The following is a 14,062-nucleotide window of genomic DNA, read 5'->3' on the forward strand; positions in this document are numbered from 1 at the left end:
ATGCGCCTGGCAGACCACGTTGCCGAGAAACTCCTGGCCCTGGTGCAAACCCGGGGGCTGCAGCCGGGCCAGCGCCTGCCTGCGGAGCGGCAACTGGCCAGCGAGCTGGGCGTTTCGCGGCCCTCGCTGCGCGAGGCCATCCAGAAGCTGGTCAGCCAGGGCGTGCTGATCAGCCGCCGTGGCGACGGCACCTATGTGCGCTCGGCCCAGCCGGGCGCCAGCTGGCTGCAGCAGGCGTTCGATCCGCTCGCCAGCCTGCTCCATGCCGACCCGGAGTACCGCTACGACGTGCTGGAGGCGCGCCATGCGCTCGAGAGCAGCACCGCCTGGCACGCCGCGCTGCGCGCGACGCCGGCGGACCAGGACAAGATCCGCCGCTGCTTCGACGTGATGGTGCAGCACCAGCAAAGCGGCAATGCCGAGCTGTCGGCCCGCGCCGATGCGCAGTTCCACCTGGCCATTGCCGAGGCGGCGCACAATGTGGTGCTGCTGCGCGTGATGCACAGCCTCTTCGAGCTGGTGCTGTCGACCGTGGTGCAGAACCGGCGTACCATGTTTGCGCTCGACTCCCCCGACGCCCTGCGGACGCTGACGGCCCAGCACGAGGCCTTGATGCAGGCCATCTGCGAGGGCCAGGCACAGCGGGCCCGCGACGTGATTGGCCAGCACCTCGAATATGTGCGCACCACCGTGCGGCGCCTCGACGAGGACGACGCACGGCGGGCCCGCTCCAGCCGCCTGCCGGTGGATGCGCGCCTGCCGCTACCCCTGCTGTGAAGGCCGGCACAGGCGCCGGTGCTTCCCCGTTCCATCCGATTGTTCCGAATTGAGCCGAATGTCATGATCATCTCCTCCACCACCGACTACCGGGCCGCCGCGCAAAAACGCCTGCCGCCCTTCCTGTTTCACTACATCGACGGCGGCGCCTATGCCGAGAAGACGCTGCGCCGCAACGTCGAGGACCTGGCCGACGTCGCGCTGCGCCAGCGCGTGCTCAAGGACATGAGCCAGCTCGACACCAGCATCGAGCTGTTCGGCGAGAAGCTCTCCATCCCGGTGGCGCTCTCGCCGGTGGGCCTCACCGGCATGTACGCGCGCCGCGGCGAGGTACAGGCCGCCACCGCCGCCGATAAAAAGGGCATTCCGTTCACGCTCTCGAGCGTGTCGGTCTGCCCTATCGAGGAAGTCGCGCCCAAGCTCGGCCGGCCGATGTGGTTCCAGCTCTACGTGCTCAAGGACCGCGGCTTCATGAAGAACGCGCTCGAGCGCGCCCAGGCCGCCGGCGTCTCGACGCTGGTGTTCACGGTGGACATGCCGGTGCCCGGCGCGCGCTACCGCGATGCCCACTCGGGCATGAGTGGCCCCAACGCCGCGCTGCGCCGCTACTGGCAGGCCGTCACGCACCCGCGCTGGGCCTGGGACGTGGGCCTCAACGGCAAGCCGCACGACCTGGGCAACATCTCGACCTACTTCGGCAAGCCCATCGGCCTGGAAGACTACATGGGCTACCTGGGCGCCAACTTCGATCCGTCCATCTCGTGGAAGGACCTGGAGTGGATCCGCGAGTTCTGGAAGGGCCCGATGCTCATCAAGGGCATCCTCGACCCCGAGGATGCGCGCGATGCGGTGCGCTTCGGCGCCGACGGCATCATCGTCTCCAACCACGGCGGCCGCCAGCTCGACGGCGTGCTCTCGTCGGCGCACGCGCTGCCGGCGATTGCCGATGCGGTCAAGGGCCAGATCAAGATCCTCGCAGACTCGGGCATCCGCAACGGCCTGGACGTGGTGCGCATGATCGCGCTGGGCGCCGACTGCACGATGATCGGCCGCGCCTTCATCTACGCGCTGGCCGCCGGTGGTGGCGCCGGCGTCTCGCACGTGCTGGACCTGATCGAGAAGGAGATGCGCGTGGCCATGACGCTCACCAGCGTCAAGAGCATCTCCGAAATCACCGGCGATCTGCTGGTCAAGGAAGCCTGAGCCCATGACGAACACCACCGCAACCGCCGCGCCCGCTCCTGCGGCCACGCCTGCCATCGCCGCCGACACGCTGCTGGCGCAGCTGCGCCAGCTGGTCGGCGCCGGCCATGTGCTCACCGACGACCAGGCTACGCGGCGCTTCCGCAAGGGCCACCGCACCGGCGAGGGCAACGTGCTGGCGGTGGTGTGCCCCGGCACGCTGCTCGAGCAGTGGCAGGTGCTGCAGGCAGCCATCGCGGCCGGGCGCATCGTCATCATGCAGGCGGCCAACACCGGCCTGACGGGCGGCTCCACGCCCGACGGCAACGACTACGACCGCGAGATCGTGCTCATCAGCACGCGTCGTATCACCGGCGTGCAGGTCATCAATGGCGGCGAGCAGGTCGTCTGCCTGCCCGGCGCCACACTCGACCGGCTTGAGCAGACCCTCGCGCCGCTCGGGCGCGAGCCGCATTCGGTGATTGGCTCCTCGTGCATCGGCGCCTCGGTGCTGGGCGGCATCTGCAACAACTCCGGCGGCGCGCTGGTGCGGCGCGGGCCAGCCTACACCGAGCTGGCACTCTACGCGCGGGTCAAGGACGACGGCACGCTGGAGCTGGTCAACCACCTGGGCATTGCGCTGGGCAGCACGCCCGAGGACATCCTCTCCCGCCTGCAGAACGGCCAGTACGGCGAGACCGACATCATCAACGACCCGCAGCGCGCCGCCTCCGACCCGCGCTACGGCGAGCATGTGCGCGAGGTCGATGCCGACACGCCCGCACGCTTCAATGCCGATCCCGCACGCTTGTTCGAAGCCTCCGGCTCGGCCGGCAAACTGTGCCTGTTCGCGGTGCGGCTGGACACCTTCCCCAAGGAGCCCAGCACCGTCTTCTACATCGGCAGCAACGACCCTGCAGACCTCACCGAGGTGCGCCGCCACCTGCTCACCCGCCTGCCGCGCCTGCCGATCGCCGGTGAATACATCCACCGCACCGCCTACGACATCGGCGAGAAGTACGGCAAGGACACCTTTTTGCTGATCGACAAGTTCGGCACCGCCAAGGTGCCGGGCGCGTTCGCGCTCAAGAGCCGCATCGACGGCTTCTTCGAGCGGTTGGGCTGGCGCGGCGTGACCGACCGCGCCATCCAGCTCATCATGAACCTGCTGCCCAGCCATCTGCCGGCGCGCATGAAGGAGTGGCGCGACCGCTTCGAGCACCACCTGCTGGTACGCGTCTCCAACGACACCGCCGAAGCCACCCGCGCCTTCCTGGCCGAATACTTCGCCGGCCGCAGCAGCGGTGCATACTTCGAGTGCGATGCCGAAGAGGGGCGCAAGGCCTTCCTGCACCGCTTCGCCGTGGCCGGAGCGGCCATCCGCTTCCGCGAGGCACACCCAAAGAGCGTCGAGGAGATCGTCGCGCTCGACGTCGCGCTGCGCCGCAACGACCGTGACTGGGTCGAGAAGCTGCCCGCCGAGATGGAAGGCGAGATCATCCACAAGCTCTACTACGGCCACTTCTTCTGCCACGTGTTCCACCAGGACTACATCGTCAGGAAGGGCGTCGATCCGCTCGACATGGAGCACCGCATGTGGACGCTGCTGGACGCGCGCCGCGCCGAATACCCGGCCGAGCACAACGTCGGCCACCTCTATGTGGCCAAGCCGGCGCTGGCGAGCTTCTACCGCGAGCTGGACCCGACCAACACCTTCAACCCCGGCATCGGCCACACCAGCAAGCTGCGCGGCTGGGGCGAATGCTGCGAGGGCGCGCCAGGTTGGGGCGAAGGCTACCGCGAACAGACCAACTGATTAGCCTGACCCCCCTGATCTGCCGGATTCGCCACCGGCGCGGCGGTTCTGCAGCCGTGTCATGATGGAACAAGACCGCCGTCCCGACGTGCCGTTCAGGCACACGGGGCGGCGGTCTTGTCGTCTGGAATGGCCGCGTGCCTCTTGCCAGTCAGCCCGCTGGCGCCTGGCATGTCAGTGCCGCCCTTCGAGCAGCATGCCCAGATAGATCAAGTTCGGGCCCGGCGTCCGGGCCATTCCCCGCGCGATCAGGCCGAAGGCAAGCAGGCTCGACGGTGTAGGCATGGTGTTTCCTCGGGCGTCAGGGCGTCGGGGCGTCGGTGTCAGTCATAGGTGATGGTGTAGATCAGGTCCACCGCGCTGGTCTCGCCAGTCTGGCCGCGCGCGGTCAGGCGCCGGGTGATGTCGTAGAACACGTACAACGTGCTGGCGGCGCCGGCCATGCCGGCCTCGTAGGTGACGTAGAGCTGGTCGGAGAGGCGCTTGCTGACCGAGACTCCCGATTCGCTCAGGCCCACCTCGTCGAAGCCGAAGCCGGTGGCCAGGCTGTCGCCGACACTGCCGGCCAGCAGGCCCAGCGCGGCCTGCTGCATGGAGCCGCCTTCGGCTCCGCCGCTGGCGGCGGCGCGGCCCAGCACCACCCAGGAGAGCTTCTCTGCCTCGGGCAGCTCCGGCTCGGAGTAGAGCTGCACGCGCGGCGCATTGGCGGTGCCGGTCACGCGCACGCCAGCGCGCACGTCGATATTGGGGCGGATGGCCAGCAGGTTGAGCGAGGGATTCGCATACGGGCCGTTGAAGAGCACGATGCCGGTTTCCACGTTCAGCGCCTGGCCCCAGGCACGGTAGCGGCCCTCGTCGGTGCGGATCTCGCCGACCACGGTCACCGGGTCATTGCCGCTGGTGGCATTGCGCACGGTGAGATTGCCCTCGAGCCGGGTGGTGATGCCATAGCCCTGCAGCGCGAAGTCGCGCCCGAGGTCGAGCTTGAGTTCCAGATCCATCGGCTTGGCGCTTTGCAGCTGGCCGCGCGCTTCGGGGCCCTCCGCCGCGGTCTCCGCTTCGGCCTTGGCTTCGGCGGCGGCCTTGGCCTGGTCGCTGGCGCGCACCACCACCACGTCGGTGCCCAGCGTTGGCGCGCCCGATTCCGGCAGCGTGATGGAAGCGCGATCGACCATGATGCTGCCGCGCACGCGCAGCGCACCCTGCTGCAGGCCGGCCGAGAGATCGCCGCTGAGGCTCATCTGCCGATCGCTGCGCACCAGCACCTGCATCTTCTCGAGGCTGGCGCGCACATCCATGGCGATGCCGGTGCCGGCGGTGCCACTCCAGTCGATGAAGCCGCTGGCGGTCATGCGGCCGCGTTCGGTGGGTGCCGGCGTGCGGTTGCCGCTCAGGCCCCGCACATAGGCATTGCTGCCGGTGCCGCCCTGCAGCGTGAGTTCGGCGATGTCGAGGCGGTTGCCATCGAGGGTGGCACGCAACTGGCCGTCGTGCAGCTCCACGCCATCGAGCACGGAACGGATGTTCAGGCCGCTGCCATTGATGCTACCGCGCAGCTCGGGGGCCTGCACGCTGCCGCCGAGGGCGATGTCGGCATCGAGTGCGCCGGCCACGCGCCAGCCCGGCGGCGCCAGCGTGCCCCAGACGCTCAGGTCCTGCAGGCGCGCCTGCACGCTGCCCGAGAGCGGCGCCGGCTCGGACAACTGCCAGCCGCCGCCCTGGCGGACCAGCTGGGTTTGCGCGCGCGCCTTGATGACGCCGGCACGCTCGGTGTCCCAGTCCAGCGTCAACACCAGCGCATTGGCCTCGGACTGCACGTCCAGCGACAGCGTACGGATGCCGGCGGCGATGGCCTGGCCGCGCGTGCTGGCACTGGCCTGCACGGTGGTGGCAGCGTCGGTCTGGCTATCGACGGCGCCCAGCGCCGGCTCGCCAAGCCACAGGTCGCCGCTGTCGCGCTGCAAGTGCAGGCGCACGCCCAGGCTCTCGGCCATCTGGATGTCCCAGTTGCCGCTGAGGAGGAGGTCGGTGCGCATGCCGGCGTTCTTGAGCGGCGGCTGCGCGGGTGCCAGCGCGTCGATCCAGGCGGGGCGGATGCCGCGGATTTGCCCGGTGCTCTGCAGGCTGGCGGCACCGCTGGCGCTTTGCTGCCAGTGCAGCGGCTCCCAGGCCAGTTCCAGCGCCTGGCCGTCGGCCGCCACGCTGGCGGGCGGTTTGAGCGTGGCCTGCCCGGCGGTGCTGCGGATATCGGTGCCGGAGCCGGTCTGAATGGTGAGCTGCAGGCCTTCGGCAACCTGCAGCTGCCAGGTGCCGCCGCCCTGGCCGGTGGCACCTGGCAGGGTGGCCGAAGCGGCCAGTTGCTCGACCGCGACGCGCCAGCTGGGCGCGGCACCATTGCGGCCGCTGGCCTGGGTCATCTGCAGGCGGGTATCGAGCAGGGCGCGGGTGTCATTGGCACGGATGTCGCCATCGACCACCAGGCTGGCGGCGGCCAGGTTGCCCTGCACGCGCGCGTCGAGCTTGGCGACGTCGATGCGGGTGGGCTGCTGGCCGGCCTCGGCGGCGGGCAGCTCGATGCGCAGGTCCTGGCTTTGCGCACGCAGGTCCAGCCGCAGCGCGGGGTGCGCGGCGGGGTTCTGCAGGCCATCGAGCCATTGCTGCCAGCCACCCTGCCAATCGGCCTGCAGCTGGGCGCCGCCATTGGCGCTCAGGGCCGGCAGGCTGGCACCGACCACCGGCAGGCTTTTGAGCCAGGCCGCGACCTGCTCGGCCGAGGCGAGGTTCAGCGCCAGCTTGCCGCCGCCCGATTGCTGCTGCATGGCGGCATCGGCGTCAAGGCTCAGGCCGGGTGCGCGTGCCGTCAGGGTGGCCTCGATGGAGGCCAGGTCCGGCAGCGCCACCTGCAGGTGGCTGGAATCGACCTGGGCCTGGAAGGCATCGAGGTGGATGCGCTCGACGCGCAGCAGCTCGGGAGCCCAGTGCCCCTTGGCTTGGATGGCGCGGATGTCCCAGGGGCTGCGCTGGCGGCCACTGCGGCCATTGCCACCGGCGGCCTGGCCATCGCTGTGGATGTCGACGTCGAAGCCGATGCCCTGCTGCAGGTCGCCCTGGGCGTTGAGGGTACCCGAGAGATCGGGCGCGCGCTCGGCCGCGAGCTGGCTGTGCACCTGCACCAGCGGCAGTTGCAGCAGCTGGCCCTGCACGTCCAGCGCCTGGCTGGCGGGGTCGTAATGGCCTTGCAACTGCAGCGTCCCATCGCCGATGCGCGCCTGCAGGGTCTCGGCGCTCCAGCGCTCGGGAGTGATGCGGGCTTTGGCTAGCAGCTCGCGCAGCGGCAGCAGTTGCTGGTCGACCAGGCCCGGCCTGGCGTTGCGGATATCCACCTCGATCAGCCAGCGGCCCTCGGCCACGTCCGCGCTGGCGGACGCCGGGCCATCTTCCAGCGGCGCCACGCTGGCCTGGCCGCCGAATTCGGTTTGCGGCAGGCTGGTCAGCAGCGGCTGCAGATCGAGCCGATCGAGTGCCAGCGTCAGCCGGGCCTGGTCCAGCCGCTGGGGATGGAGCTGGCCCGAGAGGTCGATGTGGCCGGCCGGCGCCGTGCCTTCGAGCGCGGCCTGGGCATGGTGGATGGTCAGGCCTTCGGCATCATCCCAGCGGGCGCTGGCGGTGAGGGCGCGCAGCGGCGCGTGCTGCTGGTCCCAGGCACCGGGCCGGGCATTGGCCAGGTCGACCAGCAGATCCCAGGCCGCGGCTGCGCCGGCACCGCCGTCGGCCGGCTCGATGGCGACGCTGCCGCCCAGTGTGGTGATGGGCGCCTGCGCGTGGAAGTCGTGTGCGTTGAGCTGCGCCAGCGCCAGCCGCGCCTGCTGCACGGGCTGCTGGCGCCATGGGTGCAGCGTGGCCTGGCCGTCGATGCGCGCCGCGCCGCTGGGCGTCTCGGCTGCAGCGGCCGCCACGGCCTCGGCTGTACCAGCGACTTCGGTATCGCCGGTGACGTTGGTGCTGTCATCACCTTCCGTTGCATTGGCGTTGGCGTTGGCGTTGGTGGCCGAGGCCGTGACGGTCGGGACCGGCAGTGCGGCCAACAAACCACCGGCGACTGGCGCGGCAGTGCCGGGAGCCTGCTGCCGGGCAGCGAGCTGCAGGTTCAGCGTGGCGGCATCGCCACCGGCCAGGCTGCCATCGGCATGCAGGCCGGCCAGCATCGTGAACGGTGTCTCCGGCACGAGTTCGTGCAGGTAGGCGCCCACTCGGCCGTGAACATCCAGGTTGCGCGCGCCCACTTGCAGGTCGGCCTGCAACTGGCTCTGGCCATAGTGCAGGCTGTCGAGCTGCAGCGCATGCTGCGTGCCGTCGTATTGGTAACGGGCGGCGATCTGCTCGATGCTTTGCTGGCTGCTGCTGCCGTCGGCGGCCACGGTTTCGATGTCGAGCCGGCCGATGGCCAGCGGCAGCGAAACCCGGATGGGCAGGGCCAGGTCGGCCGGCATGGCGAAAGGCTGGGCGGGCGGCTCGGGCTCCTCGGCCTTGGACGTGAGCCGCAGGTGCACGCGCTTGGCCTGCAGCGTGCGCACGTGCAGCGCGCGGCCGAAGAGTTCAGCCAGCGCCCAGTCGAGCTGAAGCCCGTCGATGCGCACCTCGGTGCCGGGCATGGCCCATTGCAGCTGGCCGATGCGGCCGCCACCGGTGATGGAGCCCTCGGCATCGGCAAACTGCAGGCTTTGCCCTTCCGGCAGGTATTTCTGCGCCAGTGCCAGCGCGCGCGGCAGCGAACCGGCGCTGGAGGCCCACCACCACAGGCCGGCGAATGTCAGCAGCACGATGGCCAGCAGGCCGGCGAACAGCCACAACAGGCGGCGCAGCCAGCGGCGGGGCTGGGGCTTATTGGGCTGAAGAGTGGAGGGGGGGGCGGCCGGGGAGAGGTTCGTCATGTCTGCCACTGTCTCAGAAGTTGAAGCCCATGCGCAGGTGCAGACGCACTTGCTGCTTCTTGATGCCATAGGCCACATCGGCCTGCATCGGGCCCACCGGGCTGTTCCAGCGGATGCCGGTGCCCACGCCGGTGTAGAGGGTGACATCGGAAGTCTCGTCCGAGACCGTGCCGACATCGACGAAGGTGGCGTGCTCCCAGTCGGTGGCATTGCCGAACAGGGTGATGGGGCGTTGCCATTCGATGCTGCCCACGGTCATGTAGCGGCCGCCGTAGAGCTTGCCGCCCTGTGAGCGGGTGCCGATGCTCTCGTAGCTGTAGCCGCGCACGGTGGTGTCGCCCCCGGTGAGAAAGAGCAGCGTCACCGGCACTTCCACGTCGTCCTTGGCGATGATGGCTCCGGCCTCGCCGCGCAGCGCCAGGCGGCTGCGCCGGCCCATCTCGTTGCGCTGGCCCAGCGGCCAGAAGCGCAGCGCCCGCAGGCGCGCCCGGGCAAAAGGCTCGCGCTGCGGCGTCAGGGTAAAGCCCGCGCCGACCTCCGCGCCCAGGCCATAGCCGCTGGTGGGGTTGGTCTTGTTGTTGAAGTAGCGGCCCGTCCAGGCGTAGTTGGCCAGCAGCGAGGAGCTGCTGCCGGGCGCGTCGCTGCCCTCGGTCTTGCTCATGTCGTATTGCAGGTAGTAGCTGCGGTCGATGTGGCCAACCGACTTGGTGCGCCCGCCCACCAGCGACAGGCTGTTGGCCTTGTAGTCGCCATACTCGGCGCGCTCGATCGAGGCACCGGTGTACCAGGCCCAGCCGGAGGCATGGGGCATGGCGGTCCATTTCGTCGACAGCGCCTGCGTGTTGGCATCGAGCGCGATCTGGTTGACGGCGCGCCAGCCCAGCGGCCACATCTTGTTGTGCGTGTGGTCGACCGACAGGCGCAGCCCCGCGTCGGTGCTGATGCCCACGCCGAACACCAGCTTCTGGTACTTGGCCTCACGCAGCTGGGCAATCACGGTGGCGTTGTCCGGGTCGCTGTTCTCGGTGTCGAGCATCAGGAAGGCCGCATCGAAATAGCCGCTGCTGGCCAGGCGCTGCTGGGCGTCGAGCAGCGCCTCCTCGCTGTAGTCGGAGCCGGTGGGAATGCGGGCGATGTTCTTGATGCCTTCGGGGTCATAGCGCTTGACGCCCTGCAGCTCCACGGTGCCGAAGCGGTAGGGCGGCCCGGCGTCATAGTCCACGCGCAGCGTGGCCCGGTTGGCATCGGCATCGACGGTGGCCTGACTGTCGGCAATGCGCGCGGTGGGGTAGCGGTCGCGCTGCAGCACGCGCAGGCCGGCGCTCTTGGCCGAGGACCATTCCGATTGCGTGAAGGGCGTGTCATCCTTGAGAGACCAGCCACGCTCGACGCGCTGGCGCTGGCGGGCCGCCGAGGGATCGCTGTTCATCGGCTCGGCAAACCCGATCCGGTGGCCGGCCACGGTAGTCTGCTCGCCCGGCTCGACCTCGATGACGATCCGGCGCGGCGCGGCGCTGTCGGCCGGTGCGTCCTCGACGCGCAGCGTCAGCTCCGGATTGAAATAGCCCAGCGCCGCCAGCAGGTCGCGTGCGTTGGTGTCGGCATCGGCGAGCAGACGATTGAATTCGGTGGCGCGCAGGTCCGGAAAGCGCGTGTAGCGCTGGATGTCCATGTGCTTTTCGAGGTGGCTGGCAATGCCACTGTTGGCGCTGCGGACCTCCACCGTGAACGAGAGCGGCGCCTCGCTGGCCTGCACGGCCGCAGCCTGCTCGGCGTCTTCGCCATCCTCTGCCGCGCTGCCGTTGCCAGCCAGGCCGCGAAGTGCCCCGCAGCCCTGCAGCAGGGTTGCCGCCGCCAGCAGGGTGAGCAGCGCTGCCGTGCGCGCACCGGGGATGCGCCAGCCGGGCTGCGCTGGCCCGCGAAGGCGGAGGCGGGTGGTGCCAGGGCGTGTGGCTGGCAGATCCGTACACTCGATGGGCTGGTTTTTCATGGGCGTTATTCTGACATTGGCCAGCCGCGCAGCCTGTCAACGATTTTTTCATGGACCACGCAAGAGGGCCAAAGCACCGCGGGCGGGCGTACCCGGTGCGCCTTTGCTCTCCTGCCCCACGGGTTGCTGCCACCGTCGCTCGCCATGGTTTGCGCGCGCATCGCACCTCGCCTGCCGGCTCAGCGCGGCCCCGGGAGCGGTAGCGAACGCCCGTTCACGGCTCCTCGCAGGCCCGGCGCACCGTGGTGAGCCGGCTGCCGCTGCGGTACAGGATGAACCGGTCCAGCGTCTCGAGGGTATCGAGGCGCAACTGGCCGCTGACCAGAAAGTAGTCGCTGCCCACGCCGAAGGCATTGGCATCGAGCTGCACCCCGGGGCCGGCGAGCGCCTGCGCCGCGTCCAGGTTCTCGAACGGCTGCATGCTGCGCACCGCGACCATGCGGGCCGCCGTCGATGGCTCGCCGCCCAGCGCGGCCCACAGCACCAGCTCCGGCGCGGTGTTGAGGTTCAGGCGCGTGCGCGTGGGCAGCACCGTGACATAGGGGCGCAGCAGTTGCACCTGCTCGGTCGTCAGGCCCAGCCAGGGCAGCTGCTCGGTGCACAGCGGGGTCAGCGGCACATCGGCATCGGGGTCGGCCTGCAACGAGGCCAGGTAGCGCTGGGCCAGCCGCGCCACCTGCTCGGGGGGCAGGCCCAGCGCCTCGAACAGGCGCTCGAACTGCTGCTGGACCTGCGCATCGACGGCATTGGCGCTGACCAGGTTGCTGAGGTTGAGCCGTCCCTGCAGGTCGCTGATGCTGCCGGCGAAGAAGGCCTCGCCCATGTTGGCGTTGGCATCCTGCGCCACATTGCCCTCGGCAGCCAGGAAGGGGCCGATCTTGGCTTCGGCCAGCGGCACCGCCCAGGGCTCGTTGAGATTGTCGTTGCGGGTGAAGCGACCATCGAGGTGCATGATGATCTTGGCCCAGTCGAGCGCGCCGCGCGTGAGCGCATGGGCCTGCAGCTGCGCGCGCTCGTCGGCCTCGGCCTGCACGCTGGACCACTGCCGCCAGCTGGCGGTGGCGGCCAGGCTCGCCACCAGTGCCACGATCAGCATGGCCAGCAGCAGTGCGGCGCCCCGCTGGCGGCGCCTTCCATGCCAGGCGCCCATGCGGCCGCTGATGGAACCTTTGACGGGGCTGCCGACAGGGTCTCTCATGGCCGCGTCATGCCCAGTTGCGGGTTGAGCCAGTCGCGGCTGATCGCCCCGCTCAGCGCCTGGCCCGGCGCCAGGTCCAGCTGCAGGCGGATGGCATCGGGCAGCGCGAACGTCGATGCCGGCGCCAGGTAGCCGGCCGCATCGCCACTGCCTGTGCCATCGACACCATCGCGGGAGCTGCCAGCCTGGGTCTGGTCACTCGAGAGCGGATTGCTCCAGCGGCCATCGCGGGCATAGAAAAGCCGCCAGTCGGTGATGGGCAGCAAGGCGATGTCCTGGCCCAGCTGGCTGGTGGTGCCCGGCATCTGCGACCAGCGCTGGGCCGCTTGCCAGGCCTCATTCCATTGCGTGCGGCCAAAGAGCGGGCCGGACTGCCAGCGCACCCAGTAGCGCCGGCCATCCACGTTGCGATCGGACCAGGCCACCACCCGCAGCGCCGGGGTGTCCTGGGCGCGCACGCGCGGACTGTTGCGGGTGATGCGCAGCACCTTGCCGTCCCAGTCGAGGGGTGTGAGCGCCACCGGGCTGGCGAGTTGCTCCAGATCGGTCTGCCACTGTGCCAGCGCCGTCTGCACCACCGCCAGCTCATCGGCATTGCGGCGCGCGAACTCCTGGGCCCGCAGCATGCCGTCGATGCCGCGCCAGCTCACCGCCGTCACCAGCGCCAGCAGGGCCACCGCCACCATGACCTCGATCAGCGTGAAACCATGGCCGCGCCGGCCGGGCCGCTGCATCTGCTCCGGTGCTCGCCGCATCAGTAGCGCCCCACCATGGTCGAGAGCGAGAGCACGAAATAGGCCTCGGTGCGCACTTGCGCGTCCACGCGGCGCAGCGCCGGGTTGACGGTGGCGCTGCTGACCAGGCGCACCTGGTAATTGCGGCCGGCCTGCTGACAGTTCGAATCGGTCGCGCCGATCGGCGGCAGCTGCAGGCGCAGCCGCATCTCGACCAACGCGTTCTCGGCGCACCATTGCGCCAGCATGATGTCGTGGCGGCGCTCGGCGTTGTGCACCAGCGCCCCGGCCGCGCGCGTGCCGGCCGCCAGCGCAATGGCCACAATGGCCAGCGCCACCAAGACCTCGATCAGCGTGAAGCCGGCGCTGCGGCCGGCCGGCACTGCAGGGCAAGGGCGCATCACGGCACCTCGACACGGAACGGCAGCAGGCCGTTGGTGGCCACGCGGATGCGCTGCTCGGGATGGTCGCGCAGCGTCAGCAGCACCGACTGCGCCGGCAGCAGCGGCTCGGGCCCGAGCAGCAGCGGCTGCCCGGCCAGCGCCTGCACGCGGTCATTTTCCCAATGGCTGGGCAGGGTGGCGATGAAGTGGGGCGCCCGTCCCTCGAAAACAAAACCGTCCTGGGTGCCGCGCCACTGGATGGCCTGGCCGCTGGAGCGCGAATGGGTGCGCGCCGATTCGAGCAGCGCCGCGAGCCGGTCGCCCTCGCGCTCGAGCGCGCGCATGCCGCCATCGGGCCAGGCCAGCGTCATCACCGCCGCGCCAATGCCGATGATGGCCGCCACGATGGTGATCTCCATCAGCGTGAAGCCGCGCATGCCACGCCAGCCGGCCAGCCGGCCGGGTGCGCGCAGCGCCGCCGGGCGCAGGCTCATTGCCAGCTGCCGATGTCGGCGTCGGCCCCTTCGCCGCCCGGCTTGCCATCGCCGCCGTAGGACATCACGTCCACCTCGCCATGGATGCCCGGATAGATGTAGACATAGGGGTTGCCCCAGGGATCGACCGGCAGCTTGCCGTTGTCCAGATAGGGACGGCTCCACTTGGTGGGCACCGGCTCGGTGCTCGGGCGCGCCACCAGCGCCGCCAGGCCCTGCTCGGCGGTGGGATAGCGCATGTTGTCGGTGCGGTAGAGCTTGAGCGCCGTCATCAGCGTGTTGATATCGGCGCGCGCGGCGGTCTGGCGAGCCTCGTCCGTGCGGCCCATGATGCTGGGCGCCACCAGGGCTGCCAGCACGCCGATGATGACCACCACCACCATGATTTCGATCAGGGTGAAACCCCGCTGGAGGCGGGCGCGGATGGCGAGCGGTGGCGCGGCGCGCCTTGCCGCCACCATGGCGGAACGATGAAGCTGGATCATGATGTCAAAAGAGAAGGGGAAGAGGTGAAACCGGAAGCTGCCAGTCCATCGGCCGGACCTTTGCGAGCTGAC

Annotated in this window: 10 protein-coding genes; 3 read left to right on the forward strand and 7 right to left on the reverse strand. The window is 69.9% G+C overall.

What is annotated here, in order from left to right; all coding sequences use genetic code 11:
* From lldR to dld, 3 genes are all read left to right on the forward strand, one after another.
* Positions 1–777, forward strand: coding sequence for a transcriptional regulator LldR (gene lldR, locus EV687_RS10210; RefSeq protein WP_122230168.1), 777 nt, complete (start codon positions 1–3; stop codon positions 775–777).
* A 63-nt stretch (positions 778–840) separates the two neighbouring features.
* Positions 841–1,980 carry an FMN-dependent L-lactate dehydrogenase LldD gene (lldD, locus tag EV687_RS10215; RefSeq protein WP_122230166.1) on the forward strand — a complete coding sequence of 380 codons (1,140 nt, stop codon included), beginning with the start codon at positions 841–843 and terminating at the stop codon, positions 1,978–1,980.
* 4 nt (positions 1,981–1,984) lie between these two features.
* Positions 1,985–3,775 carry a D-lactate dehydrogenase gene (gene dld, locus EV687_RS10220; RefSeq protein WP_122230164.1) on the forward strand — a complete coding sequence of 597 codons (1,791 nt, stop codon included), beginning with the start codon at positions 1,985–1,987 and terminating at the stop codon, positions 3,773–3,775.
* Positions 3,776–4,098: 323 nt separating this feature from the next.
* Here dld and EV687_RS10230 read toward each other — a convergent pair whose 3' ends face one another.
* From EV687_RS10230 to gspG, 7 genes are all read right to left on the reverse strand, one after another.
* A complete protein-coding gene (locus EV687_RS10230) occupies positions 4,099–8,706 on the reverse strand; it encodes a translocation/assembly module TamB domain-containing protein (RefSeq protein WP_130466487.1) in 4,608 nt (1,535 codons plus the stop codon).
* A 13-nt stretch (positions 8,707–8,719) separates the two neighbouring features.
* The gene (locus EV687_RS10235; RefSeq protein ID WP_122230160.1) at positions 8,720–10,696 is read right to left on the reverse strand and encodes an autotransporter assembly complex protein TamA; all 1,977 of its coding nucleotides are present in this window, start codon (positions 10,694–10,696) and stop codon (positions 8,720–8,722) included.
* 214 nt (positions 10,697–10,910) lie between these two features.
* On the reverse strand, positions 10,911–11,894 hold the full coding sequence (gene gspK / locus EV687_RS10240; protein ID WP_122230158.1) for a type II secretion system minor pseudopilin GspK: 984 nt from the start codon (positions 11,892–11,894) through the stop codon (positions 10,911–10,913).
* Positions 11,891–12,649 (reverse strand): prepilin-type N-terminal cleavage/methylation domain-containing protein, encoded by a 759-nt coding sequence (locus tag EV687_RS10245; RefSeq protein WP_242612570.1) that lies wholly within the window; start codon positions 12,647–12,649, stop codon positions 11,891–11,893. The genes gspK and EV687_RS10245 overlap by 4 nt, the downstream gene beginning before the upstream one ends.
* Positions 12,649–13,029, reverse strand: coding sequence for a type II secretion system minor pseudopilin GspI (gspI, locus tag EV687_RS10250; protein WP_122230154.1), 381 nt, complete (start codon positions 13,027–13,029; stop codon positions 12,649–12,651). Before gspI ends, EV687_RS10245 begins: the two co-directional genes overlap by 1 nt.
* The gene (locus EV687_RS10255) at positions 13,029–13,505 is read right to left on the reverse strand and encodes a prepilin-type N-terminal cleavage/methylation domain-containing protein (protein ID WP_242612571.1); all 477 of its coding nucleotides are present in this window, start codon (positions 13,503–13,505) and stop codon (positions 13,029–13,031) included. The genes gspI and EV687_RS10255 overlap by 1 nt, the downstream gene beginning before the upstream one ends.
* Complete coding sequence (gene gspG / locus EV687_RS10260) at positions 13,502–13,966, reverse strand: type II secretion system major pseudopilin GspG (protein ID WP_122230152.1); 465 nt, start codon at positions 13,964–13,966, stop codon at positions 13,502–13,504. The genes EV687_RS10255 and gspG overlap by 4 nt, the downstream gene beginning before the upstream one ends.
* Positions 13,967–14,062: the final 96 nt, after the last annotated feature.

Source organism: Corticibacter populi (assembly GCF_004217315.1).
GTDB lineage: Bacteria > Pseudomonadota > Gammaproteobacteria > Burkholderiales > Burkholderiaceae_C > Lampropedia > Lampropedia populi.

Coding starts and splice junctions, on each gene's coding strand:
- gspG (WP_122230152.1), bottom strand. CDS start 13,966: ATGGTGGCGGCAAGGCGCGCCGCGCCACCGCTCGCCATCCGCGCCCGC.
- lldD (WP_122230166.1), top strand. CDS start 841: ATGATCATCTCCTCCACCACCGACTACCGGGCCGCCGCGCAAAAACGC.
- EV687_RS10245 (WP_242612570.1), bottom strand. CDS start 12,649: ATGCGGCGAGCACCGGAGCAGATGCAGCGGCCCGGCCGGCGCGGCCAT.
- EV687_RS10235 (WP_122230160.1), bottom strand. CDS start 10,696: ATGAAAAACCAGCCCATCGAGTGTACGGATCTGCCAGCCACACGCCCT.
- dld (WP_122230164.1), top strand. CDS start 1,985: ATGACGAACACCACCGCAACCGCCGCGCCCGCTCCTGCGGCCACGCCT.
- gspI (WP_122230154.1), bottom strand. CDS start 13,029: ATGCGCCCTTGCCCTGCAGTGCCGGCCGGCCGCAGCGCCGGCTTCACG.
- lldR (WP_122230168.1), top strand. CDS start 1: ATGCGCCTGGCAGACCACGTTGCCGAGAAACTCCTGGCCCTGGTGCAA.
- EV687_RS10255 (WP_242612571.1), bottom strand. CDS start 13,505: ATGAGCCTGCGCCCGGCGGCGCTGCGCGCACCCGGCCGGCTGGCCGGC.
- EV687_RS10230 (WP_130466487.1), bottom strand. CDS start 8,706: ATGACGAACCTCTCCCCGGCCGCCCCCCCCTCCACTCTTCAGCCCAAT.
- gspK (WP_122230158.1), bottom strand. CDS start 11,894: ATGAGAGACCCTGTCGGCAGCCCCGTCAAAGGTTCCATCAGCGGCCGC.